This window comes from Phytoactinopolyspora alkaliphila, assembly GCF_010550695.1.
Classification (GTDB): Bacteria; Actinomycetota; Actinomycetes; order Jiangellales; family Jiangellaceae; genus Phytoactinopolyspora; species Phytoactinopolyspora alkaliphila.
In genome coordinates this window covers 43,371-65,484 of the sequence record NZ_JAAGOB010000006.1, presented here as the reverse complement: position 1 = coordinate 65,484, position 22,114 = coordinate 43,371, and the positions used below count along the sequence as shown (strand labels likewise).

20 protein-coding genes and 1 other RNA gene are annotated in these 22,114 nt (G+C 67.5%); 10 read left to right on the top strand and 11 right to left on the bottom strand.

The window, feature by feature from the left end:
- Positions 1 to 67 precede the first annotated feature (67 nt).
- Positions 68 to 438, bottom strand: a transfer-messenger RNA (tmRNA) gene (gene ssrA / locus G1H11_RS12355).
- Between the two features lie 185 nt (positions 439 to 623).
- Between ssrA and G1H11_RS12350 the strand changes: the two genes are divergently transcribed.
- On the top strand, positions 624 to 2,564 hold the full coding sequence (locus G1H11_RS12350) for an acyl-CoA dehydrogenase family protein (RefSeq protein WP_163818893.1): 1,941 nt from the start codon (positions 624 to 626) through the stop codon (positions 2,562 to 2,564).
- Positions 2,565 to 2,586: 22 nt separating this feature from the next.
- Here the strand turns inward: G1H11_RS12350 and G1H11_RS12345 are convergent, their stop codons facing one another.
- From G1H11_RS12345 to G1H11_RS12300, 10 genes are all read right to left on the bottom strand, one after another.
- A complete protein-coding gene (locus tag G1H11_RS12345) occupies positions 2,587 to 3,150 on the bottom strand; it encodes a DJ-1/PfpI family protein (RefSeq protein ID WP_163818892.1) in 564 nt (187 codons plus the stop codon).
- A 100-nt stretch (positions 3,151 to 3,250) separates the two neighbouring features.
- On the bottom strand, positions 3,251 to 4,039 hold the full coding sequence (locus G1H11_RS12340) for an IclR family transcriptional regulator domain-containing protein (RefSeq protein ID WP_163818891.1): 789 nt from the start codon (positions 4,037 to 4,039) through the stop codon (positions 3,251 to 3,253).
- Between the two features lie 9 nt (positions 4,040 to 4,048).
- Positions 4,049 to 4,519 (bottom strand): SsrA-binding protein SmpB, encoded by a 471-nt coding sequence (gene smpB / locus G1H11_RS12335; RefSeq protein WP_163818890.1) that lies wholly within the window; start codon positions 4,517 to 4,519, stop codon positions 4,049 to 4,051.
- 79 nt (positions 4,520 to 4,598) lie between these two features.
- On the bottom strand, positions 4,599 to 6,104 hold the full coding sequence (locus tag G1H11_RS27035) for a peptidoglycan DD-metalloendopeptidase family protein (protein ID WP_163818889.1): 1,506 nt from the start codon (positions 6,102 to 6,104) through the stop codon (positions 4,599 to 4,601).
- 224 nt (positions 6,105 to 6,328) lie between these two features.
- Complete coding sequence (ftsX, locus tag G1H11_RS12325; protein WP_163818888.1) at positions 6,329 to 7,231, bottom strand: permease-like cell division protein FtsX; 903 nt, start codon at positions 7,229 to 7,231, stop codon at positions 6,329 to 6,331.
- Positions 7,232 to 7,265: 34 nt separating this feature from the next.
- The gene (gene ftsE, locus G1H11_RS12320; RefSeq protein WP_163818887.1) at positions 7,266 to 7,955 is read right to left on the bottom strand and encodes a cell division ATP-binding protein FtsE; all 690 of its coding nucleotides are present in this window, start codon (positions 7,953 to 7,955) and stop codon (positions 7,266 to 7,268) included.
- Between the two features lie 240 nt (positions 7,956 to 8,195).
- Complete coding sequence (locus G1H11_RS12315) at positions 8,196 to 9,272, bottom strand: LPXTG cell wall anchor domain-containing protein (protein WP_163818886.1); 1,077 nt, start codon at positions 9,270 to 9,272, stop codon at positions 8,196 to 8,198.
- A gap of 195 nt (positions 9,273 to 9,467) precedes the next feature.
- Complete coding sequence (gene prfB, locus G1H11_RS12310) at positions 9,468 to 10,586, bottom strand: peptide chain release factor 2 (RefSeq protein ID WP_425501221.1); 1,119 nt, start codon at positions 10,584 to 10,586, stop codon at positions 9,468 to 9,470.
- A gap of 82 nt (positions 10,587 to 10,668) precedes the next feature.
- A complete protein-coding gene (locus G1H11_RS12305; RefSeq protein ID WP_163818884.1) occupies positions 10,669 to 11,385 on the bottom strand; it encodes a sulfite exporter TauE/SafE family protein in 717 nt (238 codons plus the stop codon).
- A 19-nt stretch (positions 11,386 to 11,404) separates the two neighbouring features.
- Positions 11,405 to 12,223: an aldolase gene (locus G1H11_RS12300; RefSeq protein ID WP_163819123.1), complete on the bottom strand. Its 819-nt coding sequence runs from the start codon at positions 12,221 to 12,223 to the stop codon at positions 11,405 to 11,407.
- A 156-nt stretch (positions 12,224 to 12,379) separates the two neighbouring features.
- Between G1H11_RS12300 and G1H11_RS12295 the strand changes: the two genes are divergently transcribed.
- The 9 genes from G1H11_RS12295 (at position 12,380) to G1H11_RS12255 (ending at position 22,101) form a co-directional block, all read left to right on the top strand.
- Positions 12,380 to 13,186 carry a DeoR family transcriptional regulator gene (locus G1H11_RS12295; RefSeq protein WP_163818883.1) on the top strand — a complete coding sequence of 269 codons (807 nt, stop codon included), beginning with the start codon at positions 12,380 to 12,382 and terminating at the stop codon, positions 13,184 to 13,186.
- Between the two features lie 69 nt (positions 13,187 to 13,255).
- Entirely contained in the window at positions 13,256 to 14,455 is a 1,200-nt protein-coding gene (locus G1H11_RS12290) for a mandelate racemase/muconate lactonizing enzyme family protein (RefSeq protein WP_163818882.1), read from the top strand.
- Entirely contained in the window at positions 14,452 to 15,927 is a 1,476-nt protein-coding gene (locus tag G1H11_RS12285) for an aldehyde dehydrogenase family protein (RefSeq protein ID WP_163818881.1), read from the top strand. The genes G1H11_RS12290 and G1H11_RS12285 overlap by 4 nt, the downstream gene beginning before the upstream one ends.
- Complete coding sequence (locus tag G1H11_RS12280; RefSeq protein ID WP_163818880.1) at positions 15,927 to 17,087, top strand: 6-phosphofructokinase; 1,161 nt, start codon at positions 15,927 to 15,929, stop codon at positions 17,085 to 17,087. The genes G1H11_RS12285 and G1H11_RS12280 overlap by 1 nt, the downstream gene beginning before the upstream one ends.
- On the top strand, positions 17,084 to 18,388 hold the full coding sequence (locus tag G1H11_RS12275; protein ID WP_163818879.1) for an ABC transporter substrate-binding protein: 1,305 nt from the start codon (positions 17,084 to 17,086) through the stop codon (positions 18,386 to 18,388). Before G1H11_RS12280 ends, G1H11_RS12275 begins: the two co-directional genes overlap by 4 nt.
- 15 nt (positions 18,389 to 18,403) lie before the next feature.
- Positions 18,404 to 19,348, top strand: a complete 945-nt coding sequence (locus G1H11_RS12270) for a carbohydrate ABC transporter permease (RefSeq protein ID WP_163818878.1) — start codon at positions 18,404 to 18,406, stop codon at positions 19,346 to 19,348.
- Positions 19,338 to 20,177 carry a carbohydrate ABC transporter permease gene (locus G1H11_RS12265; RefSeq protein ID WP_163818877.1) on the top strand — a complete coding sequence of 280 codons (840 nt, stop codon included), beginning with the start codon at positions 19,338 to 19,340 and terminating at the stop codon, positions 20,175 to 20,177. Before G1H11_RS12270 ends, G1H11_RS12265 begins: the two co-directional genes overlap by 11 nt.
- Positions 20,174 to 21,172: an alcohol dehydrogenase catalytic domain-containing protein gene (locus tag G1H11_RS12260; protein WP_163818876.1), complete on the top strand. Its 999-nt coding sequence runs from the start codon at positions 20,174 to 20,176 to the stop codon at positions 21,170 to 21,172. Before G1H11_RS12265 ends, G1H11_RS12260 begins: the two co-directional genes overlap by 4 nt.
- The gene (locus G1H11_RS12255) at positions 21,169 to 22,101 is read left to right on the top strand and encodes a 2-deoxy-5-keto-D-gluconate 6-phosphate aldolase domain-containing protein (protein ID WP_163818875.1); all 933 of its coding nucleotides are present in this window, start codon (positions 21,169 to 21,171) and stop codon (positions 22,099 to 22,101) included. Before G1H11_RS12260 ends, G1H11_RS12255 begins: the two co-directional genes overlap by 4 nt.
- The last annotated feature ends 13 nt before the right edge of the window (positions 22,102 to 22,114 follow it).

Genomic DNA, 22,114 nt, shown 5'->3' with positions numbered 1-22,114 from the left:
ATCGGAAAGCGCCGAGACACAAAAACGTGCCCCGTCATCAGACGGGGCACGTTTCGTTTGGTCAACTTGGTGGAGGTGCCGGGAATCGAACCCGGGTCCTTCGACGTATCCCCAAAGCTTCTCCGGGCGCAGCTTGCTATGCCTCTACTTGGCTCCGGTGATCACGCAAGCAAGTCACCGTGACGAGCCCAGTCGCGTACATGTCCCTACCGGCCCCGCGACCGTGCCGATAGGTGAGCCTCCTCAATGATGCCGAACACCGGGTCGGAAGCAACCCCGGGTCGACAGACTTCAGTACCCTGCCTCAGGCGGCAAGGGCGAAGTCAGTGCGCTTTTCGTTGGCACTTGTAACGTTTGCCGCGGGCGTTAACGAGATAACGCGGCATCCTCGGCCCGCTTCCTTTGCTTCAACGTGCGAAGTCGAAACCGCTCACCCCCTGTTGAGTTATCAAGCACTGGACCAGTTGCTGCCAGCTGACCCAGCGTACAAGGTACAACGCCCTCGAGGCGAGCGAGATTCCCACGGGAAGGCGAAGATCCGGCGAGGGGTTTCGCCATCAGTTACCAGCGAGTAACAATGGGTACCTGGACCATGCGAGACGCCGACGGACGAGAGGCGCACCATGACCACGACACAGCGGCAGTCCCACGTCAGTGAGACCGAGGCGCGCAAGGTGGCCGAGGCTGCCCGCGAAACCGAGTGGCAGAAGCCGTCGTTTGCGAAAGAGCTGTACCTCGGCCGGTTCCGGCTCGACCTGATCCATCCTCACCCCGAGCCGAGCGACGAGGAGACCGCACGCGACGACGCGTTCCTGGAACGTTTGCGCGCGGTCTGCATCTCGGAGCTGGACGGTGCGGTGATCGAACGGGAAGCGCGCATCCCCGACGAGTACATCAAAGCGATGGCCCGGATCGGCGTGTTCGGCATGAAGATTCCCGAGGCGTACGGGGGCGCGGGCCTGAGTCAGTCGGGCTACAACCGGGCGCTCATGCTCCTCGGCTACGTACACCCGTCCATCGGTGCGCTGGTTTCCGCGCACCAGTCCATCGGCGTCCCTGAACCGGTGAAGCTCTTCGGCAGCCAGCAGCAGAAGCAGGAGTACCTGCCGCGCTGCGCCAAGGGCGCCATCAGCGCTTTCCTCCTGACCGAGCCCGACGTCGGTTCGGACCCGGCGCGGCTGCACACCACCGCCACGCCCGTCGACGGGGGCGAGGCGTACGAGCTCGACGGCGTCAAGCTGTGGACCACCAACGGCGTCGTCGCCGAGCTGCTGATCGTCATGGCGAGGGTTCCCGACCACGACGGGATCCGCGGCGGTGTGACGGCTTTTGTGGTCGAGGCCGATTCGCCGGGAATCACCGTCGAGCACCGCAACGCCTTCATGGGGCTGCGCGGAATCGAGAACGGCGTAACCCGTTTCGATCGGGTCAGAGTGCCCGCCGCGAACCGTGTGGGACGTGTCGGACAAGGCCTCAAGATCGCACTGACCACGCTCAACGCCGGCCGGCTCTCCATCCCGGCGCTGTGCACCGGTGGAACGAAATGGTGCTTGAAGATCGCCCGCGAGTGGTCCGCGCACCGAGTCCAATGGGGCAAGCCGATCGGCCGCCATGCCGCGGTGGCGTACAAGCTCTCCTTCATCGCCGCCACGGCTTTTGCGGAGGAAGCCGTCATCGAGCTCGCCGGGCAGCTCGCGGACCAGGGTGACCGCGACATCCGCATCGAGGCGGCGCTAGCGAAGCTGTGGTGCAGTGAGATGGCCTGGCTCGCCGCCGACGAGCTGGTCCAGATCAGGGGCGGACGCGGCTACGAGACCGCCGAATCGCTGCGAGCCCGGGGCGAACGAGCCGTGCCGGCCGAGCAGATCCTGCGCGACTTGCGCATCAACCGGATCTTCGAAGGCTCCACCGAGATCATGCATTTGCTGATCGCCCGTGAAGCCGTCGACGCCCACCTCCAGGCGGCCGGTGACGTCATCGACCCGGACGTGGCGCTGCCCGGAAAGGCGAAGGCGGCCGCCCGGGCCACCGGGTTCTACGCGAAATGGCTCCCCCAGCTCGTCGCCGGCGCCGGCCAGCGCCCCGGAGCTTACGGCGAGTTCGGGGAGCTGGCCTCGCACCTGCGCTACGTCGAGCGTGCGTCCCGCAAGCTCGCCCGGCAGACCTTCTACGGCATGGCGCGCTGGCAAGGCAAGCTGGAGAAGAAGCAGGGCTTCCTCGGCCGCGTCGTCGACATCGGCGCGGAGCTCTTCGCGATCACGGCCGCGTGTGTCCGGGCGCAGAGGCTCCGCTCTTCCTCCCCCGACGAGGCGCAGTCCGCCGCGGAACTCGCGGACGTCTTCGCCCAGCAAGCCCGCCTCCGGGTGGAGAATCACTTCGACGCTCTGTGGCACAACTCCGATTCCGCCGACGAGTCGCTGGCCCGCGCTGTGCTCGACGGCAGCTACGGCTGGCTCGAGGCGGACGTCATCGACGCCAGCGAAGGCACCGGGCCGTGGATCGCCGAGCCGGACGGCGCACCGAAGGAGAACCTGGCCCGCCGCATGCTGCCGTCCACCCGCTAGGGCCGCAGCGGCCGCACGCGGATCACCCGACCGGCGCGACCTTGCGCAGCTGTTCGATGAACGGTCGGAACCACTGCGGGTGATCCGGCCATGCCCTGCCGGTGACCAGGTTGCCGTCGACGACGTCCGGAGCATCGACGAACGTCCCACCAGCTGCCGTCACGTCCACGGCCAGTGCCGGGTACGCCGACGAGGTTCTCCCCTGTAGAACCCCGGCGCCGCCCAGGATCAGGGGGCCGTGGCACAGCGCCGCCACCGGCGCTCCGGTGTCGAAGAAGTGCCGCACGATGCGCTGCACCTCCGGGTCATTGCGCAGATACTCGGGCGCCCTGCCACCAGGGATCACCAGTGCTGCGTAGGCCGGCGGATCCACGTCGGCGAAAGCGACGTCGGCCGGCCAGGAGTGGCCCGGCTTCTCGGTGTAGGTGTCGAAGCCGTCGACGAAGTCGTGTACCACGAACTGGAGCTTCTTGACGGTCGGTGCGGCGATGTCCACCTCATAGCCCTCTTCGAGCAGTCGCTGGTAGGGGTAGAACACCTCCAGATCCTCGGCCGCGTCACCAGTGATGATCAGTACCTTGGGCATGCCGGACCTCCGCGTACGACGACGTGTGTGGCACTACGGTGCTGTGACGCCCGGGTTTCCGGCAACTGTCGTTGTCGCTATTTGAACGCTCGCGCCTCGATCAGGCGAACGTGGAGCCGAGTTGTCCGGCACCGAGCCTGACGGCCGCCTCGATGGCCCGGCGCCTGGGCCCGAATTCGGTGGTGGAAACCGAGACGGAGACCGCACCACGCACCCGGCCGGCAGCGTCCGAGACCGGTGCCGCCATGCAGGAGAGCTTCGGGATGAACTCGTCGATCTCCACGGCCAGCCGCGTCTGGCGCACCTGCTCCAGCTGGGCGTCAAGCGTGTCGAGGCGGGTGGCGGACCGGCTCGTGAGGGCCGGAAGGCCCCGCTGCTCGATCAGCTCCCTGCGCGCGCCCGGGTCCATGGATGCCAGCATGACCTTGCCGAAGGCGGTGACATGCGGCGCCTCGGACAGACCGACGTCGAGCTGGCGGACCCGCGGGCGGCGAGCCGAATCGGCCACGTCCGCGATGACTACCTCGCGATCCCGGAAAAGTGCCAGGTACACGGGCGCGTCCACGAGGCGGTGCACGTCAGCCAGCACCCGCCGGGTCGCCGCCGTCACCTTGAGCTGGCGGCGAAGGCCGGCGTCGAGCGCGTGGATCTTGTAGCCGAGGACGTAGCGCCGCTGTTCCGGGAGATGAACGACGTAACCGGCGTGGGTCAGCGTCGACAACAGGTGATACGTGGTGGCGAGCGCCAGATCCAGACGCTGGGCGACGTCGCGGGCGGAGACTCCGTCAGGCGCGGACCCCACGGCCTCCAGGACGCGCAGGGCGCGGTCCGCCGACTGGATCAGTCCCGTCGGCCGCCCAGCGGGCCGCGAACCACTGCCTTGCCGCACAGCGTGATCCTACCTGCGCCGGGCCCTCGCCATGGCACGCTCGGCCTCGCGCTTGGCTTCCTTCTCGGCCAGGGCCTGCCGTTTGTCGTAGGCCTTCTTACCGCGGGCCAGGGCGATCTCCACCTTGGCGTAACCGTCTTTGAAGTACAGCGACAGCGGCACCAGCGTGTGGCCCGTCTCCTTGGTCTTCCCGATCAGCCTGGCGATCTCGTCCTTACGCAGCAACAGTTTGCGTGAGCGGCGGGGCGCGTGGTTGTTCCAGGTGCCGAGGTCGTATTCGGGGATGTGGACGTTGCGCAGCCAGACCTCGCCGTCGCGGACATCGGCGTAGCCGTCCACCAGCGACGCCTTACCAGCGCGCAAAGCCTTGACCTCGGTTCCGGTCAGGACGATGCCTGCCTCGTACGTGGCGTCGATGTGATAATCGTGCCGAGCCTTCCGGTTCTGCGCGACCACCGTGCGCCCTCGTTCACGTGCCATGAGTACAGGATCTCATCCTGGACGCCCGGAACACGAGTCGATTAGATGCCGCAGGTGGCGCGGACGGCCCCGTCGTCGCTCATCGCAGGTAGTTCATCGGGTTCTGCAAAGAGCCGTTGACGTAGAGCATGTAGTGCAGGTGGCACGCCGTCGACAGGCCCGTGGTCCCCGAATACCCGATGACCTGACCTTGTGACACCCGCGAACCGGCGCCTACCGCGAACCTGGACAGGTGGCTGTAGGTGGTGACCTTGCCGCCGTGGTCGATCGCGACCTGGTTGCCGTACGCGCCGCGGTACGTCGCCCACTCCACCCGGCCGGACGCCGACGCGCGGATCGGCGTGCCGCAGTAGGCGCGGAAGTCGGTGCCGTCGTGCAGCTTGCGCACGCCGGTGATGGGGTGCGTCCGCATGCCGTAAGGCGAGGTCACATAGGGATTGGCCACGGGGAAGCGCAGCCCGCTCGACGAGTTGCCGTCATTGCCGTCATCGTCGCGGTCGTTGTCGTCGCGGTTGTTGTCGCGGTCGTTGTTGTCGTTGTCCGGCGGTGGGTCGTCGTTCCTGTCGCGTTCCCGCTCTCGCTCGCGCTCGCGTTCCCGCTCGCGTTCCCGTTCCCGCTCGCGTTCCCGTTCGCGCTCCCGTTCCCGGTGCTCACGCTGGAGGCGGTCGATATCGCCCTGGATGCTGTCTCGTTCGTTCTCCAGCTTGCGTGTCTGACGCTCGTTCTCCGCCTTCGCGTTCTCGGCCGCGGCCTTCGCCGCCTCCCGATCGCTGACCAGGGCTTCGACCTCTGCTTTGGCGTCGGCGGCGTCGCTGGAGGCCTGCTCGGCCTCGGCCTGAACCTGGCGCGCACGCTCCTCCAGGCGTTCGGTCTCCTTCAGCTGCTCGGCAGCCTGGTCGCGAAGGGCCTGCGCCTCCGCCTGAAGGTCCTCCAGGACTACCCGCTCGTTCGCCAGGTCGGCTCGATCGTCGCGAAGGTCGGTCAGCATGATTGTCTCGGCGTTCACCACAGCTTTCGTGGCTTCGATGTTGGTGACCAGCTCATGCAGGTCCGCCGCTTTGAGCGCGGCCGCGACAGCGGCGAGCTCGCCGCCGGAACCACGCTGGTACGCCTGCGTCGCCACCTGGCTGATCGAGGCGCGCTTGCCGTCGATACGCTCGTTGACCTCGTCGATCTTGCCCAGCTGATCCGCGACGCGTCGTTCCGCCTGTGCCAGCTTGTCCGCGGCCTTCGCGTCGGCCGCCCGAGCCGCGGCCAGTTCTCCTCGCGCCACGTCCAGCGCCTGGTTCGCATCGTCGAGTTCGGCCTCGGCCGAGGCGAGACGCTCCTCCGCCCCGGCGAGCTGGGCCACCGCGTTCTCGTAGGCCTTCGTCGCGTCGCCGAGTTCCTTGGTGGAGTGCGCGAGGTCCTCCTGGATGTCCTCGAGATCTTTCTCGGTCTCCTGGAGCTGTTCCTCGTTCTCCCGAATTTGATCTTCGAGATTTCCCGCCCATGCAGGAACGAGCATTGTCGCGGCGATACCACATGCCGCCAGCAATGCGATACCTCTGCGGTACCACGAGGCCCCGTTAGTCACATCACTCACACTTGACTCCTCCGTACCAGACGTTCACGACCGTAACATCATTCACAGCAGTACGGAAGAAGGTGAGGCAAAACCGCCGGGGGGCGACAGCTGTCCGATGTGATGATAGAGGAGACAAAGCGGCACAAGAGCACGCGGCTATGCCACATGAATCCGGGGCTGGCGCCGAGGGTGAGATCGCCGCAGCTCAGGCGAGCGATGCGGACAGAATGGGATGAATGCGACTAGACGCGCAGATAGCGGCGGAGAGTGATGAATGAGGCGAAAGCGGAAATGATCACGCCGGTGAGAAGCAACCACGGCACCATCATCCACACGTCACCTCGATCAACCCATGCGGTAAAGGTGAAATTGGGCGCGAGAAGCCGGCTCACCGCGACCTCGTGGAGCGCGAATACCGCGACACAGCCCAGGATCGAACCGATCAACCCGGCAATCGCCGCTTCCAGAATGAAGGGAAGCTGGATATAGAAGTTCGATGCGCCCACGAGTCGCATGATTCCGGTTTCGCGTCTGCGGTTGAATGCCGCGAGGCGGATGGTGTTGGCGATGAGCAGCGCAGCCGCAATCACTTGGATGACCGCCACCACGATGGCGCCAACCTGAAACCCACTGAGCAACCTGAACAGCGGTCCGAGCACTTCGCGCTGGTCATGGACATTCTGCACCCCGGGAAGCCCCGCCACCGCCGAGACCACACCGTCGTACTCGTCCGGATCCACCAGGGCGACCCGGAAGGCCTCCTGGAGCTGATCCGGCGTGATCACCTCGGCCACCGGGTCGTCCAGCGGCTCGGTGAACCGCTCGTATGCCTCTTCCTGGGTCTCGTGGAAGACCTCGGAGACCTCCGGATGCGCCTCCAGAGTCTCTCGGACAGTATCCCGCTCGACGTCGGTCACCTCGCCGCCGGCACAGTTGGCGCCCACGGAGTAGGCGTTGCACATGAATACCGAGATCTCGACCTTGTCGTACCAGTAGCCCTTGGTCGCCTCGGACTGGGCACGGATCAGCAGGCCCGTACCGAACAACGCGATCGAGATGGAGACGGTGATGACGACCGCGACGGTCATCGTGAGATTACGACGGAGACCGTTCGCGATCTCGGAGAAGACATACTGGAAGCGCATCGGACTCTTTCAGGAAGGGTCAGCGGGACAGCGGTCAGCGAGTGTAGCCATAGACGCCACGCGACTGGTCACGCACCAGGCGGCCGTCCTCAAGCTGGATGACCCGCTTACGCATCTGGTCCACGATCGATTGGTCGTGTGTGGCCATCACGACCGTGGTGCCGGTCCGGTTGATCCGGTCGAGCAGCTTCATAATGCCGACGCTCGTGGCCGGGTCAAGGTTCCCCGTCGGCTCATCGGCCAGCAGGATCAAGGGCCTGTTCACGAACGCCCGCGCCACCGCGACTCGCTGCTGCTCACCACCGGACAACTGATCCGGCATGCGATCCTGCTTTCCGTCCAGCCCGACCAGGTCGAGCACCGCCGGGACGTCCCGGGCGATCTGGCGGCGCGGCTTGCCGATCACCTGCAGCGCGAACGCCACGTTCTCGAAAACCGTCTTGTTCGGCAGCAGCCGGAAGTCCTGGAACACCGTGCCGATTCGGCGGCGCAGGTGCGGCACCTTCCAGTTGGACAACCGGTGCAAGTCCTTGCCCGCGACCCGGATCCGGCCGGAGGTGGGCCGCTCCTCCTTGAGCACCAGACGGAGGAAGGTCGACTTACCCGACCCGGAGGGACCGACGAGGAAAAGGAACTCCCCTCGCTCAACCTCCATGGTCAAGCTCTCCAAAGCCGGCCCGGACTGTGTGGGGTAGACCTTGGTCACGTTGTCGAATCGGATCACAATGCCTCGCCGACGAAGTTAGGTTCCTTGCCCCGGAAACCGGCCGTTCACAGGGCGCCGCAGTCGAGTGTACGTGGTCCGCCAGGTATCGGCACCGTGACACGAGGACCACGCCGCTGTCGTGCGTACCAGCTCACAGCAAAGGTCCGGCATCCGGGTCGTTGATGACGACCTGGATGCCGGACCCTTGACGTTGCCGAGCCGCAGACCCGACTCTCGTCCTGCCTGTGGAACTACTGGCTAGACGGTAGCCCGGAAGGTACGCCGGCCGAACACCAGCAGCGCCCCACCGAGTGCCAGCAGCGCTGCCCCACCGACGAGCCAGAGAGCCGTGGCCGAACCGGTGTCCGGCAGCTCCTCGCCGCCTTCGTCGCCCTCTTCGGTACCGTCGTCGTCACCGTTCACGTCGCCGTTGTCGCCACCGATCTCGGTGCCGTCCACGTCGCCGTTGTCGCCGCCCATCTCGGTGCCGTCCACGTTGCCCTCGTCAGCACCATTCTCGTCAGCGCCGTCCACATCGCCGTTCTCGTCAGCGCCGTCCACATCACCGTTCTCGTCAGCGCCGTCCACATCACCGTTCTCATCGGCACCGTCCACATCGCCGTTCTCGTCAGCGCCGTCCACATCGCCGTTCTCATCGGCGCCGTCCACATCGCCGTTCTCGTCAGCGCCGTCCACATCACCGTTCTCGTCAGCGCCGTCCACGTCACCGTTCTCATCGGCACCGTCCACGTCACCGTTCTCATCGGCACCGTCCACATCGCCGTTCTCATCGGCACCGTCCACGTCACCGTTCTCGTCAGCGCCGTTCTCATCGCCGCCGCCCGGCTCTTCACCGCAGACGAACCAGTTGCTGATCGCCGGCTTCTTCTTCTTTTTCTTGCCAGTCGGGTCGACAAACTCGATCAGTTCGCCGCTGTTGTGAAGGTACGGCGCGTGCATGTTCTCGTACGGGCCACCGTAGTAGATCCGGTAGGCGGGACCACCCTTGATCATCGTGCCTGTGATGATCAGGTCGCCTTCCACCACCAGGTTGAGGTACTGGTTGTCGTCTCCGGAGATGATCCCCGTGACTCCGTTCTCCGACTTGCCCTCGCCGTTCTCGGACTCCACCTTGACGAGCAGGTCGCCGTTGAGGCCGGCCTCCGTACAGGTCTTCGGGTGCTTACCCTCATAGAAGTCCGCGAAATGGTCGTCGGCCGAGGCGGTCGACACCAGGCCGGCGGCGATCAAGGCTCCCCCAGCCAGCGTGCTGGCAAGCCCCGCCGAGACAACAGTTCGAACATGAATGCGCGTAGCGCGCGCGAAAATAGGCATGCTAAAGCAACCTGGCCTCTCACATACTGCAAGAACTCTTACAGGCCCCCCGAAGGCCTGAGCTGCGCTCTTTGGCAGCCGGACCGGAGACTACCGAAGATCTCGCTCGTACGCCAGATCCGACACATCACGAAATATGCCGACAGCACCAATCGTGACGAATGTCGCTTCTATCCGAGTTCTGATCCGGAACGCCTACGAGGCGGACACGCTCTCCTGCTGCTTGCGCCACCGGATGCCGGCCTCGATGAAGCGGTCGAGCTCGCCATCGAGCACGGCTTGCGGATTGCCGACCTCTTCCTCGGTGCGCAGGTCTTTGACCATCTGATACGGGTGCAGCACATAGGAGCGCATCTGGTCACCCCAGGACGCTTTGACGTCGCCCGCCAGCTCCTTCTTCTGCGCCTCTTCCTCCTGCCTGCGAAGCACCAGCAACCGCGACTGAAGCACACGCATAGCGGCGGCGCGGTTCTGGATCTGGGACTTCTCGTTCTGCATCGACACCACCAGCCCGGTGGGAAGGTGCGTGATGCGCACCGCGGAGTCGGTGGTGTTGACGCTTTGCCCACCGGGACCCGATGAGCGGAAGACGTCGATGCGGATGTCGTTCTCCGGAACGTCGACGTGGTCGGTCTGCTCGATGAGCGGCACCACCTCGACAGCGGCGAACGACGTCTGGCGACGACCTTGATTGTCGAACGGCGAGATGCGGACCAACCGGTGCGTGCCGGCTTCCACCGACAGCTTCCCATAGGCGAATGGAGCCTTGACCTCGAACGTCGCCGACTTCAGCCCGGCCTCCTCGGCATAGGAGGTGTCCAGGACCTCGGCCTTGAAGCCGTGCCGCTCGGCCCAGCGCAGATACATGCGCAGCAGCATCTCAGCGAAGTCGGCCGCGTCGACCCCTCCGGCACCGGAGCGGATGGTGACGACCGCTTCCCTCTCGTCGAACTCTCCGGAAAGCAGCGTGCGGATCTCCAGGTCCGCGATGAGAGTCCGCAGCTCGTCCAGCTCACGGACCACCTCCGCCATCGCGTCGGCGTCGCTCTCGTCCCGGCCCAGCTCGAGCATCACCGGCAGATCGTCGACTCGCTGGCGCAGCTCAGTGACCTTGCGCAGCTCCGCCTGCGCGTAGGACAGCCGGCTGGTCACCTTCTGAGCGTGGTCGACGTCGTCCCACAGGTCCGGCGAGACCGCCTGGTCCTCCAGCTCGGCGACCTGCTCACGCAGCTTGTCCGGCTCGAGCACCCGCTCGATGCCGGTGAGCATCTGGGAGAGGTCGGCGATCTCAGCGTCGATATCACGTTCTGCCACGTCTCCCAAGAGTACGCGCTCTGCCGTCGCCCCTGTGTCAGTGCCGCGCATCGCCGCCATCCGTCCAGGGCACCGTGCGCGCTCACCATGACACCAGCCCCTTGACGATGGACATCAGGCCGCCGATAGCCGCCAGGGAGAGAACGATCGCCCGGCCGGTCCGCTCACCCATGACTCCGGAGAGGTACCGGCCGGCGATGGTTCCGATGATCACCGCGGCGCTGCACCCCAGCACGAGCTGGACCGGAAGGTGGGCGTCACGCTTCGCGATCAGGGACAGCACATTGGCGACGATCCCCACGAGCTGGACCGTCGGCACGAAACTGACACGCGACCAGCGGGTGCTCGCTCCGTAGACAGCCAGGGCGGGCCCTCCGACACCGGCGGTGACGTTACTGAAACCGGAGACGAATCCGGCCGTCAGCGACCCCGAGCGGTGCGCGAGCAAGGCCAGCGGCCTGCCCATGGCCACCACGGCCACCGCTACGGTTGCCAATGCCCCCACCAGAACCATCAGGGCCGGAGAGGGCAGCGACCGCGCCACGAGTGCGCCGACGGGCACAGCGACCATGACGCCGAGAGAGAGTCTGGCGGCCAGCCCGAAATCGAGATCCCGGTAGGTGGACGCGAGCACGATCACGCAGGTGATCAGTGACAGCACGTTGGCCAGGGCGACGCCGTCGTAGGGCGAGAGGACGAGAACGAGGAACGGCCCGGAGACGAGAGCGAACCCCAGCCCGGTGCTGCGCTGGAGCGTCGCTCCGGTCACCACGGCGATCACCACGAGAGCCGGCTGCATGACAAGGATGGTCTCGCGGTCAGCGAGACACGGCCTCGTCCACCACACGAGTCAGCCGCCGCAACGCCGGAACGGCGACACGGTGAAGGTCGGCGTCGAGGTCGTCGCTTCCGACCACCGAGGCCCAGACGGCCCGCCCGGCGAGGAATCCGGATGCGCCGGCACGGCAGGCGAGCTCCACGGCGTGCGGGAACCGCTCCGCCCGCACGCCGGAGGAGAGGACGACCCAGTGGCCGTCCACCGCGTCGTCGAGCTCCCGGGACCGGGTGAGGATCTCGTCGTCGGGTCCGGAGCCGTGTGTCGGCACTTCCGTCTTGTAGATGTCCGCGCCCAGGGCGCCGAGTTCACGCGCCGCCGCGATGATGCCGGCGTCGACGTCATACGGTCCACCGGCTCGGGGCGCGCGGGACACCGGCTCGATGATGCTGGCCAGGCCGTGGTCACGGCATCGGGCGACAAACGACTCGACCATGGCCTTCCTGGCGGCGGGGTCACCGTCCGGCCGCCAGATGACCAGCAGTTTCATCGCCACGGCACCTTGTTCCCGCACCACTGCCGGGTCGACGTCCTCGTCGATGACCGCGTCGGCGACGAACTCCCCCGGCCCCGGGATGAACCGGTCAGCAGCCGTGATGAGTGCACATCCAGGGTCGATGGCCTTCTCGTCAAGGACGGCGTCCCAGCCGAACTGGTGGTCGACGAGGACCGCGGATGCGTGCGGCGTCAACGCGCGAGCCGCGGCCACCTTGAAATGGGTGACCTCACCGTCGGAGACATCCCGCCCACGCAGGTCGCCGATCATGGCGCGCAACGCCTCGCGCTGATCGATGGCCAGCATCGCGAAACCACCGGATGGTCGGCGCAGTCGGTCAATCGGATCGTTCACGTCGCGATTCCTCTCATTGACAGCGGCGCGGAACAACGGCACCGCGCAGAAGATGTTCGAAAACTACCATTATTGGATGGACATTCACATCCCCGGTACGCTGTGCATGTGTTGGACAGCCCCGGAGAGACCGACGGCGACGCCGGCCTCCGCTACGACGCCGCGCCGCAGCGACGAGCCGCGATCGTCAATCAACTGCGCCGCTCAGGCCACGTAGCGGTCTCCGACATCAGCCGCCAGCTGCACGTGTCGGAGATGACGGTCCGTCGCGACCTGCGGCGCCTGGCAGCCAGCGGGGAGGCCGTACTGGTGCACGGGGGCGCCAGCCTTCCCCCCGAGGCGCGCGCGAACCCCGCGTTCCTCACCCGCGCTTCCATCAACGGCGAAGCCAAGCACCGGATCGGACGCGCCGCAGCGCAGATGATCTCGCCCGGCGACACCGTGGGCATCGACGCGGGCACCACCGCGCTGGAGGTCGCCAGCGCCCTGCCGGATCAGTTCGCCGGCTGCATTGTCACGCATTCCGTTCCCGTGCTGGCCACGATGCTTTCCCGTCCCGACGTGCGGGTGATCGCCATCGGCGGCGAGCTGTCCCAGGAGAACCAGGCCCTCATTGGCCAGAGCGCCGCACAGTTCGTCGGCAATCTGCGGCTGAACGTCATGATGCTTGGCGTGGCGTCGATCGACGGCCGCGGCGTGTACGTCCGCTCGGAGCTCGAGCTGGGCGTCAAGCAGGCGCTGCTCGATGTCGCGGACCATGTCGTGCTCGTCTGCGACGCGTCGAAGGAAAGCGCCCCCGGCACCGTCCGGGTCTGCGACATCGAGCAGATCGACACGGTGGTCACCGACGCTCAGTTCAGCGATCGGCTTACCTCGCGCCTGCGGGAACACGGCGCTCGCATCGTCGTCGCCTGAGCGCGGCGCCGGCACGACTTTCCGGGTCCCTCTTGACATCTGCGGCTGTCGTCACGAACACTGCATGCAATGTTTATAAACGAACAGTCGCGCTCCGTGGCCTCCGAGCTGTCCGCGGACGACCGGCTCACGGCACCGCCGCCGCCACTGCCGGCCAGCTCGGTCGCTGCCGTCACCTGCCGGGTCTTCCGGACGCCGGTGACGGATGGGGTGGCGATGTCTTTCGGACCCCTCGGCCACCGGGTGATGGCCGTCGTGGTCATCGAACTCGCCGACGGCAGCCGCGGCATGGGCGAGTCGTGGGTCAATTACCCCGCCTGGGCCTGGCGGGAGCGGGTGGCGACCATCGATGAGGGAGTGGCTCCTCTGGTAGTCGGGCGCGAGTTCACGGACCCCGTGGCCGCCCATGAACACCTGGTCTCGATCCTGTCTCCGATCGGCCGGCAATGGGGCGCGCTCGGGCCGATTCACCAGGCCATCAGCGCTGTCGACACCGCCTTGTGGGACATCGCGGCCCGGCACGCCGGCGTCTCGCTCGCCGACGCACTCGGTGGATCCCTCGCCTCTGAACTCCCCGTCTACGGGTCGAGTCTGGGCCCGGCCGGCGTGGAGACCTCGGCGCAACGCTGCCTCGAGCTCGGGCTGACGGCGGTCAAGGTCAAGCTCGGTTTCGGCGCGGAACGCGACGAGTCGAACCTGCGGCTCGCCCGGGCGATCCTAGGTCAGGGCGTCGAGATCTTCGGTGACGCCAACCAGGCCTGGTCGTTGACCGAGGCCTTGGAGATGGCGCCCTTGCTGCGCGACGTAGGCGTCGCCTGGATCGAGGAGCCCATCAGCGGGGACGATCCGCACGATCTCGCGAGGCTGCGCGAGGCGGGCGGAGTACCGGTCGCCACGGGCGAGAACCTCTACGGCGCGGCGGCGTTCGCGCCGTACATCGAGCGACGGGCCGCCGACATCGTCCAGCCGGACCTCTCCAAGGTCGGCGGCCCCACCGAATACCTGCGGGTGCACGAGCTCGCCCACCGGGCCGGCGTGATCGTCAACCCCCACCTCTACAACGGCGCGGTGGCGACCGCGGCCACCATCCAAGTGGCGGCCGCCGTTCCAGGCACCGGCCTGGTGGAGTGGGACATCCGGGCCAACCCGATGCGAGCCGGCACCGACACGTTGCTGACCGGCCACGGGACCGTTCGGGTGCCGGACGGTCCTGGATTGGGCCTCGACATCGATCTCGACGCTCTGGCCGAAACCGAGGAGGCTGTGTGAACCCCCGAACCAGTGTCATCGACCAGCTCGTCGCCGACGTGCTCGCCGCGTCGACGTCGGTGCGGATCGCCGGCGAGGCCCGGGCGGACGGGCTCCGGCGGATGAGCTTGCGCAGCCCGATCGACGGTGAGGTGTGGTCCGACACTGCCGTGGGCGGCGAAGCCGAGGCGGCGGCCGCAATGACAGCGGCGGCACATGCCGGCCGGACGTGGGCGGCCACCCCTCCCTCCGCACGCGCCGACGGTCTCCGGCGGATCGCCGACGACCTCGACGCCGCCACTACGACGACATCGTGGCCGGAGCTGATCAGCCGCGAGACCGGCAAGAGAGTCGCCGAATCAGCGGCGGAGCTCGGGCTGTCCGCCGTCTACTTCAGGGTCTTCGCCGATCTCGTCGAGAAGCAGGACTCCGAGCGGTTCGACGCGGTGGCCGGGCATGCGCACATCGTCGAGGCCGAACCGGCCGGTGTCGTCGCCGTCCTGACACCGTGGAATTTCCCCGTGTCCATCCCCGCACGCAAGCTCGCCGCGGCGCTGGCCGCAGGATGCACCGCCGTCGTCAAGCCGTCCGAGCTGGCTCCCGTGTCGTCTCTGGTCCTCAGCGCGCTCATCGACCGTCACCTACCGGCCGGCGTCGTCAACACCGTCCTCGGCGATCCGTCCGATGTGGTGGAGCCGTGGCTGGCCGACTCCCGGCTGGGCGCGGTGTCCTTCACCGGGTCCACCCGCGTCGGCAGAATCGTCGCGGCCGCAGCGGCACCCCGATTCCTCCGCACGGTCATGGAACTGGGCGGGTGCGCGCCGTTCATCGTTCTCGCCGACGCGGATCCGGAACAGGCGGCGCAGACGCTGATGGTGGCCAAGTACCGGAACAACGGGCAGTCATGTATCGCCGCGAATCAGATCTTCGTCGCTCAGGAGGTCGCCGCCGATTTCGTCGACGCGTTCGTGGCCGCCACGGCCACCGTCTCCGTCGGGAACCCGCTCGACGACGGCACGGGTCTCGGGCCGATGGCGCCGGCGGGTGACCCCGCCCGGCTGAGCGGCCTGGTGGACGAGGCCGTCGCCGGCGGCGCGCGGATCGTCTCGGACGCCGTGCCGCTGCCGGTACGCGGTCACTACGTGGCGCCTACCGTTCTCGTGGACGTCCCGGCATCCGCCGCTGTCGTCACCGAGGAGATCTTCGGGCCGATCGCGGCGATCAGGACCTTCGCCGACGTGGATTCGGCCGTCGCCGAGCACCGCGACACCGGCTACGGCTTGGCCGGCTACGTGTGCGGGACGGACCTCGACGCCGCGGGCGCGGTGGCGCGCCGGCTAAGGGCGGGCATCGTCGGGATCAACACCGGCACCCCCAACTATCCCGGCGCGCCGTTCGGCGGTACCGGGATGTCCGGTATCGGATACGAGGGCGGCCGCTGGGGTCTCGACGAGTTCCGGCACTACCGCACCACGGCCGTCGGGGGTGCGTGATGCGCCTTCTGCTCGGCCAGACCGGGGCGCCGACGGCCGTCGTGAACCGCAGCGTGGCGGGGTTCCTTCGCGGCGCGGGCCGGCATGAGGTGCTGGTGGCGCGTGGAGGACCGGATGCCCTGGTGGCCGGCGACTTCCATCGGCTGGCCGACGTCGAGGTGCCTGCCGGTGCCGAGAACGCCGGCGGATCGTGGCTCGGCGGAGGACGCCGGGCCACCAGCCAGGCTGACGTCGACGCCATCGTCAACGCTGTCGTCGAGCACTCCGTCGACGGCATCTCGCTGATCGGCGGGAACGGCACCATGGCGCTCCTCGCGGCGGTGGCGGACCGGGCGCGAGACCGGGAGGTGCCGCTGCGGGCGGCGGGCATTCCTAAGACCATCGACAACGATCTGTTCGGCGTCGATCACGCGCCGGGGTTCGCCTCGGCAGCCCGCTACCTCACCACGGTCCTGCCTGACATCGCCCGCGACCACCGCGCCATGACCTCGGTGGAGCCGGTGCGGATCGTCGAGACGATGGGCCGTGCGACCGGCTGGCTCGCGCTCGCCGCCACGCTGCCGGTCGACGTGCAGCACCCGGTCCATCGCGTGTATCCGCCCGAGCTGCCGTTCCACCGTGACGCGTTCCTGGCCGATGTGCGGCGACTGGTCGGCCAGCACGGCCGAGCACTGGTGGTCGTCAGCGAGGGCTTCGCGCCCGAGCTCACTGCCGCGCCGGTGCACGCCACGAACCACACCACCCTCATCACGGGTGGCGTGGCGAGGAACCTGGCCGAGCTGGTCACCACCGAGCTCGGCCTGCCCGCCCGCGGCGAAGTGCTGGGGGTCGCTCAACGCTGTGTTTCCGCGCTGACCAGCGAGGTCGACGCCGTCGAGGCCAGGCGTGCCGGCGTCGAGGCGGCGCGGGTGCTCACGGGCCCATCGTCCGGCACGGCGGTGATGGTGGGCATCGACCGATGCCCCGGCGACGACTACGCGGTGACCTATCCGCTGATCCCACTGCACGACGCGGCCGGGCGCACCCGGACACTCCCTGACCGCTGGCGAACGTCCGATCCACGTGATCTTCGCTCGTTCCACTCCTGGCTCGCACCGCTCGTCGTGCGGCCCAGCGCATCAACGGCTTCCACACTCACCACTCCAACGGAGGAATCATGAGTACTCGGAAAACAGTCATCTCCTGCGCCGTCGTGGCCGGAGCACTCGTCCTGCCGGCCTGCGGCAGTCCGTCCGACGCCATGTCCGAGGGGGAGGGCGGAGAGGGCTCGGTCACGCTGGTGATGTCGAACCACCCCTTCCAGCGAGGCATCGAGCCGCTGATCCCCGAGTTCGAAGAGGAGACGGGCATTCAGGTGGACGTCCAGACCTTCGCCGAGCAACAGGCGCGGGACAAGATCCAGCTCAACCTCCAGTCGAAGAGTTCGGCCATGGACGTCTTCATGACGCTCCCGTCCCGCGAGGGGCCGCTCTTCGCGACGTCGGGATACTACGAGCCGCTGGACGACTACATCAGCGGCGCCCCGTCGGAATATGACGCCGACGACTTCAGCCGCGGCGCCATCGACGGCATGAAAGTCGACGGGACCACGTACGCCGTGCCGGTGAACGTCGAAGGTCCGGTGCTCTACTACCGGACAGACCTGTTCGACGAGTGGGGCCTGACCCCGCCGGAGACGCTCACCGAGCTTCTGGACACGGCGGCGGAGATCGCCGATCGCGATCCTGGCATCACCCCCATCACATTGCGCGGCGCGGCAGCGGCCCTCCCGTTCACGTTCGGCACGTTCGTCCACGGCAACGGCGTTGAGTTCACCGATGATCAGGGCGCTCCCAACTTCGACGAGCCGGGCGCCGTCGAGGCCATCGACCAGTACGCGACCCTCGCCCGGGAGTCCGGGCCACCCGGGGTGATCAACTACTCGTTCACCGAGTCTTCGACCCTGTTCGCCCAGGGCAAGGCCGCGATGATGCTCGAGTCCAGCAACGAGCTGAACAGCGTCGCCGACCCCGGAAGCTCGACCGTGACCGAGCACATCGGCATCGTCCCGGTGCCGGCCGGCTCCGCCGGCCCCGCGCCCACCGTGCTCTCCTGGGGCCTGGCCATGTCGCCGCACTCGGAGAACAAGGAGGCCGCCTGGCAGTTCCTGGAGTGGGCGACGAGCCCCGAGACTCAGCTGGCCCTCACCGAGGCGGACATCGCCCCGCCGCGCGCGTCCGTCGCCGAGGACCCGGCCTACACCGACACCCTGGACACGCCGACGCAGCAGGCCTGGCGGGAAGCCGTCGCCGACCTTCAGGAGAACGGCAACGTCGAGGTGGGTCCGGTCGGTTCCAATGCACCGGCTATGCGCCAGGTCATCGGCGACGCCGTCGGCAAGGTGATCCTCGGTGAGGCGACTCCGGAGGATGCGGCAGCCGAGATCCAGTCCGGCCTCGAACCGCTGCTTGCAGACGGATAACGAATGACGGCCACCATGACAACGTCGACGAAGACCGCTCGCCGAGGCGAGCACGGCAAGGACCACCGGCCCACACGCCGGCGAGCCGGTCCGGCTCCGGTGGCCCGGGGGGTCTGGCCGCTGATGCTGCCGGCCGTGATCGTCACGGGTTTCCTGGTCATCCTGCCGGTGCTGTACACCGTCTGGCTGTCGGTCTCCGACCGGCGGCCGGACGGCTCGAACAGCGGTTTCGTCGGCTGGGCGAACTTCTCCCGGATGCTCGACGATCCGCTGTTCTGGAACTCGGTGCGGGTCACCCTGTTCCTGTTCGTGGTGTGCCTCGTGGTCGAGACGCTTCTCGGGCTGGCCCTCGGCTACCTGCTCAGCATCGACGTTCCGGGCCGGCGGATCTTCCAGGGCCTGATGCTGATCCCCGCGATCACCGCGTCTGTGGCGGTCGCCCTGGTGTGGCTGCTGATCTACGATCCCTCGCTCGGCGCCGCCAATCAGATTCTGGACGCGGTCGGTATCGACCCCGTGGTGTGGCTCGGCGACCCCAACATCGCGCCCTGGTCGATCGCCATTGTCGACATCTGGCAATGGACGCCGTTCATGGCCCTGATCATCGCGGCCGGAATCCGCTCATTGCCGAGCGATCCGTTCGAGGCCGCCTCGATCGACGGAGCATCGAACTGGCGCAAGGCCCGGCACGTCGGGCTTCCGTTGCTGATGCCGGTGATCTCGGTCGCCGTGCTGCTGCGCACCGTGGACCTGGTCCGGTTCTTCGACACGGTTTACGTGATGACTCAGGGCGGTCCCGTCAACTCGACCAACACGCTCAACGTGTACGGATACCGGACCGCGTTCATCGACCAGCAGGCCAGCTACGCCGCCGCTCTGCAGCTCAGCCTGCTGGTGCTGGTGGTCGCGATCGCGGGCCTGTTCACCTGGTGGCGAAGGAGGCAGACCATTGAGTACTGACACCGCCCAGGCCCGTGGCCGCCGGATCGTTCCGGTCTACGCCGGCTACCTTGTCGCGGCGCTGGTCTTCTTCGGGCCCGTGGTGTTCATGCTGTGGTCGGCGTTCCGCCGCAACGTCGACATCACCGGTTCCATCTTCGACATCACCACGCCGCTGACCCTGGGCAATTTCACCAACCTGTTCGAGCGCTTCGCGTTCGTGTATTACATCCGCAACAGCTTCGTCATCGCGGGCGGTTCGACCCTGCTCGGTCTCATCCTGGGAGTGCCGGCCGCCTACGTGATCGTCCGGCGCCGGCTTGCCAGCGTCGGTTTCCTCACGTTGCTCGCGCGGATGGCGCCGGGAGTCATGTTCGTCCTGCCGCTGTTCGTGCTGTCGGTGAACATCGGCGCACCGTCGAACACCGGGCTGAACTTCTTGCTGCTGATCGCCGCGCACCTGATCATCACCCTGCCGCTGTGCATCTGGCTGCTCATCCCCTTCTTCGAGGACATCCCGATCAGTCTCGAGGAGGCGGCGATGCTGGACGGCTGCAGCGTCATTCAGCGGTTCAGGAACGTCGTGCTGCCGCTCGCGCTTCCTGGGCTGTCGGTCGCGGTGACCTTGAGTTTCATCTTCTCGTGGAACTTCTTCCTGTTCGCACTGGCGCTGGCGAACAACGACACGCTGCCGCTACCGGTCATCGCGTTCAACTTCATCGGCCAGGGCGCCAGCGACTACGGCGGCCTCATGGCAGCGAGCGCCCTGATCTCGCTGCCGGCCTTCCTGCTGACGATCTTCGCGCAGCGCTGGCTGGTCCGCGGACTCACCGGAGGTGCGGTGAAATGACGACGAACACCACGGCCAGGTTCTCCGGGGACGGAGTGATCACGTTCCAGGACGTGGCGATGGGACCGGTACGAGCCGGTGAGGTGCGTCTCCGGGTGGAGGTATGCGCGCTGTGCGGCTCGGACAAGCGGCTGCTGGCCAGCGGCTCACCGGTGGTTCCGGGCCATGAGATCGCCGGTGTCGTCGTCGACGCGGCCGACAGCACCGGCACAGCCGCCGGGACGCGTGCCATCGTCTACATCCCGGTGTACTGCGGGCAGTGCGGCCAATGCCGCCGCGGGCAGACAAACCGCTGCCTTGACCTCGGTGAGCTCATCGGATGGCAGCGGGACGGCGGCTTCGCCACCTACGTTGACGTCCCGGCACAGTGCGTCATCCCCGTGCCTGACGACGTCCCACTGGACGTCGCGGTTCTGGGCCTCGACACCGTAGGCACGGCGGCACACGGGCTCCGGCTCGCGTTGCGCACGCAGTCCGAGCCGCCGCAATCGGCGATCGTGGTCGGTTGCGGCCCGCTGGGCCTCGGCGTGATTGCCGTCGCCCAGGCCCTCGGGATACCCGAGATCCACGCCTACGACCCGAACGCCGGCAGGCTGGCACTCGCGCTGGAACTCGGCGCCAAGGAGGCGTCCGATCTGGAGAGTCACAACCAGTACGACATCGCCGTGGAGGTCAGCGGCGCCGGGCAGGCGCGGGCGCTCGCCCAGCGGGTCATCGTTCCCGGAGGCGCTGTCCTCGCGCTGGGTGAGTCGAACGACCCGTACACGATGCCGGCGACGCCCCGGTGGCGGCGCACCGACTGCTTCACCGTGCGGTCGTTCTACTTTCCCCTCGACGAGGTGGACGGCAACTGGGAGGTGCTCCGCAGGTGCGGCGCGTTCCTGCGGGACAAGCTCGCGCACCCACTGACCCTGGCCGAACTACCGGAAGCCTTCGACACGTTCGTCGCGGGTGTCCACCTCAAACCATTCATCGTCACCGGAGCAGCCTCGTGAACCACCCCCACCTTCTCGTTCTCGCCGTCGACCAGCGGCCCTGGCTGACCCAGGCGCTGTACTCCCACACCAGTCCGGCCACGGCGGACCAGCGCGCCGCGATCTGCCGCGGCAAGCACATGGTGCTCGACGGCCTTCTGGCGGCTGTCGAGTCAGGCACGGTTGACCGTGCGTCGGCCGCCATACTCGTCGACGCCACGCTCGGACCCGGTGTGGCCGAGCGGGCTCGCGCGCTCGGCGTCACCGTCAGCATGCCGCTCGAGCGCGCCGGGCGGGAGATCTACGAGGACGAACCGGACGACGTCGGTTCGCATCTCGCGTATCACCAACCCGACCTGGCCAAAGTCCTGGTGCGATACAACCCGGAGGGTGACCGGGAGGCGAACGAGCTCCAGCTGCGTCGCCTCAAGCAGACGGCCCGGCTCGCTCACGACGCCGGATCGCGGTTCCTGTTCGAGTTGCTGGTACCGCCGACACCCGCGCAGGAGGCCGCCGCGGGCGATCACGCCGTGTTCGACGAGAAGATCCGGCCCGGCCTGATCCTGCGCGGCATGGAAGAGATCTCCGCGAAGGTACCCGTCGACGTCTGGAAGCTGGAACACCTGGGCGCGGAATCCGGAGCTGAAGCGTCCTACGCCGCCGCGGTGCAGCTCGCGGCCGCCGGCGGAGGCGAGTGCATCCTCCTCGGCGCCGGCGCCCCCGGCCCGGTCGTGGACGGCTGGCTCGCAGACGCCGCGCGCTCCGGATTCACCGGATTCGCCATCGGGCGCAGCATCTGGTGGGAAGCGATGCGTGACCTCCTGGCCGGGACCGTGGATCATGGGACTGCCGTGAACCGGGTCGCCGAACAGTACGCCCGGTTCGTCTCGACCTTCCAGCGCCAGGCGGCACCGGTCGAAGACGTGGCGGTCGCCGGATCCGGGTCCTGAAGGCTGGAGGCAG

Excerpts from the sequence above, each read along its gene's own strand:
- G1H11_RS12350 (WP_163818893.1), top strand. The coding sequence starts at position 624 with ATGACCACGACACAGCGGCAGTCCCACGTCAGTGAGACCGAGGCGCGC.
- G1H11_RS12345 (WP_163818892.1), bottom strand. The coding sequence starts at position 3,150 with ATGCCCAAGGTACTGATCATCACTGGTGACGCGGCCGAGGATCTGGAG.
- smpB (WP_163818890.1), bottom strand. The coding sequence starts at position 4,519 with ATGGCACGTGAACGAGGGCGCACGGTGGTCGCGCAGAACCGGAAGGCT.
- ftsX (WP_163818888.1), bottom strand. The coding sequence starts at position 7,231 with ATGCGCTTCCAGTATGTCTTCTCCGAGATCGCGAACGGTCTCCGTCGT.
- G1H11_RS12315 (WP_163818886.1), bottom strand. The coding sequence starts at position 9,272 with ATGCCTATTTTCGCGCGCGCTACGCGCATTCATGTTCGAACTGTTGTC.
- G1H11_RS12305 (WP_163818884.1), bottom strand. The coding sequence starts at position 11,385 with ATGCAGCCGGCTCTCGTGGTGATCGCCGTGGTGACCGGAGCGACGCTC.
- G1H11_RS12300 (WP_163819123.1), bottom strand. The coding sequence starts at position 12,223 with ATGCTGGCCATCGATCAGCGCGAGGCGTTGCGCGCCATGATCGGCGAC.
- G1H11_RS12290 (WP_163818882.1), top strand. The coding sequence starts at position 13,256 with ATGTTTATAAACGAACAGTCGCGCTCCGTGGCCTCCGAGCTGTCCGCG.
- G1H11_RS12280 (WP_163818880.1), top strand. The coding sequence starts at position 15,927 with ATGCGCCTTCTGCTCGGCCAGACCGGGGCGCCGACGGCCGTCGTGAAC.
- G1H11_RS12275 (WP_163818879.1), top strand. The coding sequence starts at position 17,084 with ATGAGTACTCGGAAAACAGTCATCTCCTGCGCCGTCGTGGCCGGAGCA.
- G1H11_RS12270 (WP_163818878.1), top strand. The coding sequence starts at position 18,404 with ATGACAACGTCGACGAAGACCGCTCGCCGAGGCGAGCACGGCAAGGAC.
- G1H11_RS12260 (WP_163818876.1), top strand. The coding sequence starts at position 20,174 with ATGACGACGAACACCACGGCCAGGTTCTCCGGGGACGGAGTGATCACG.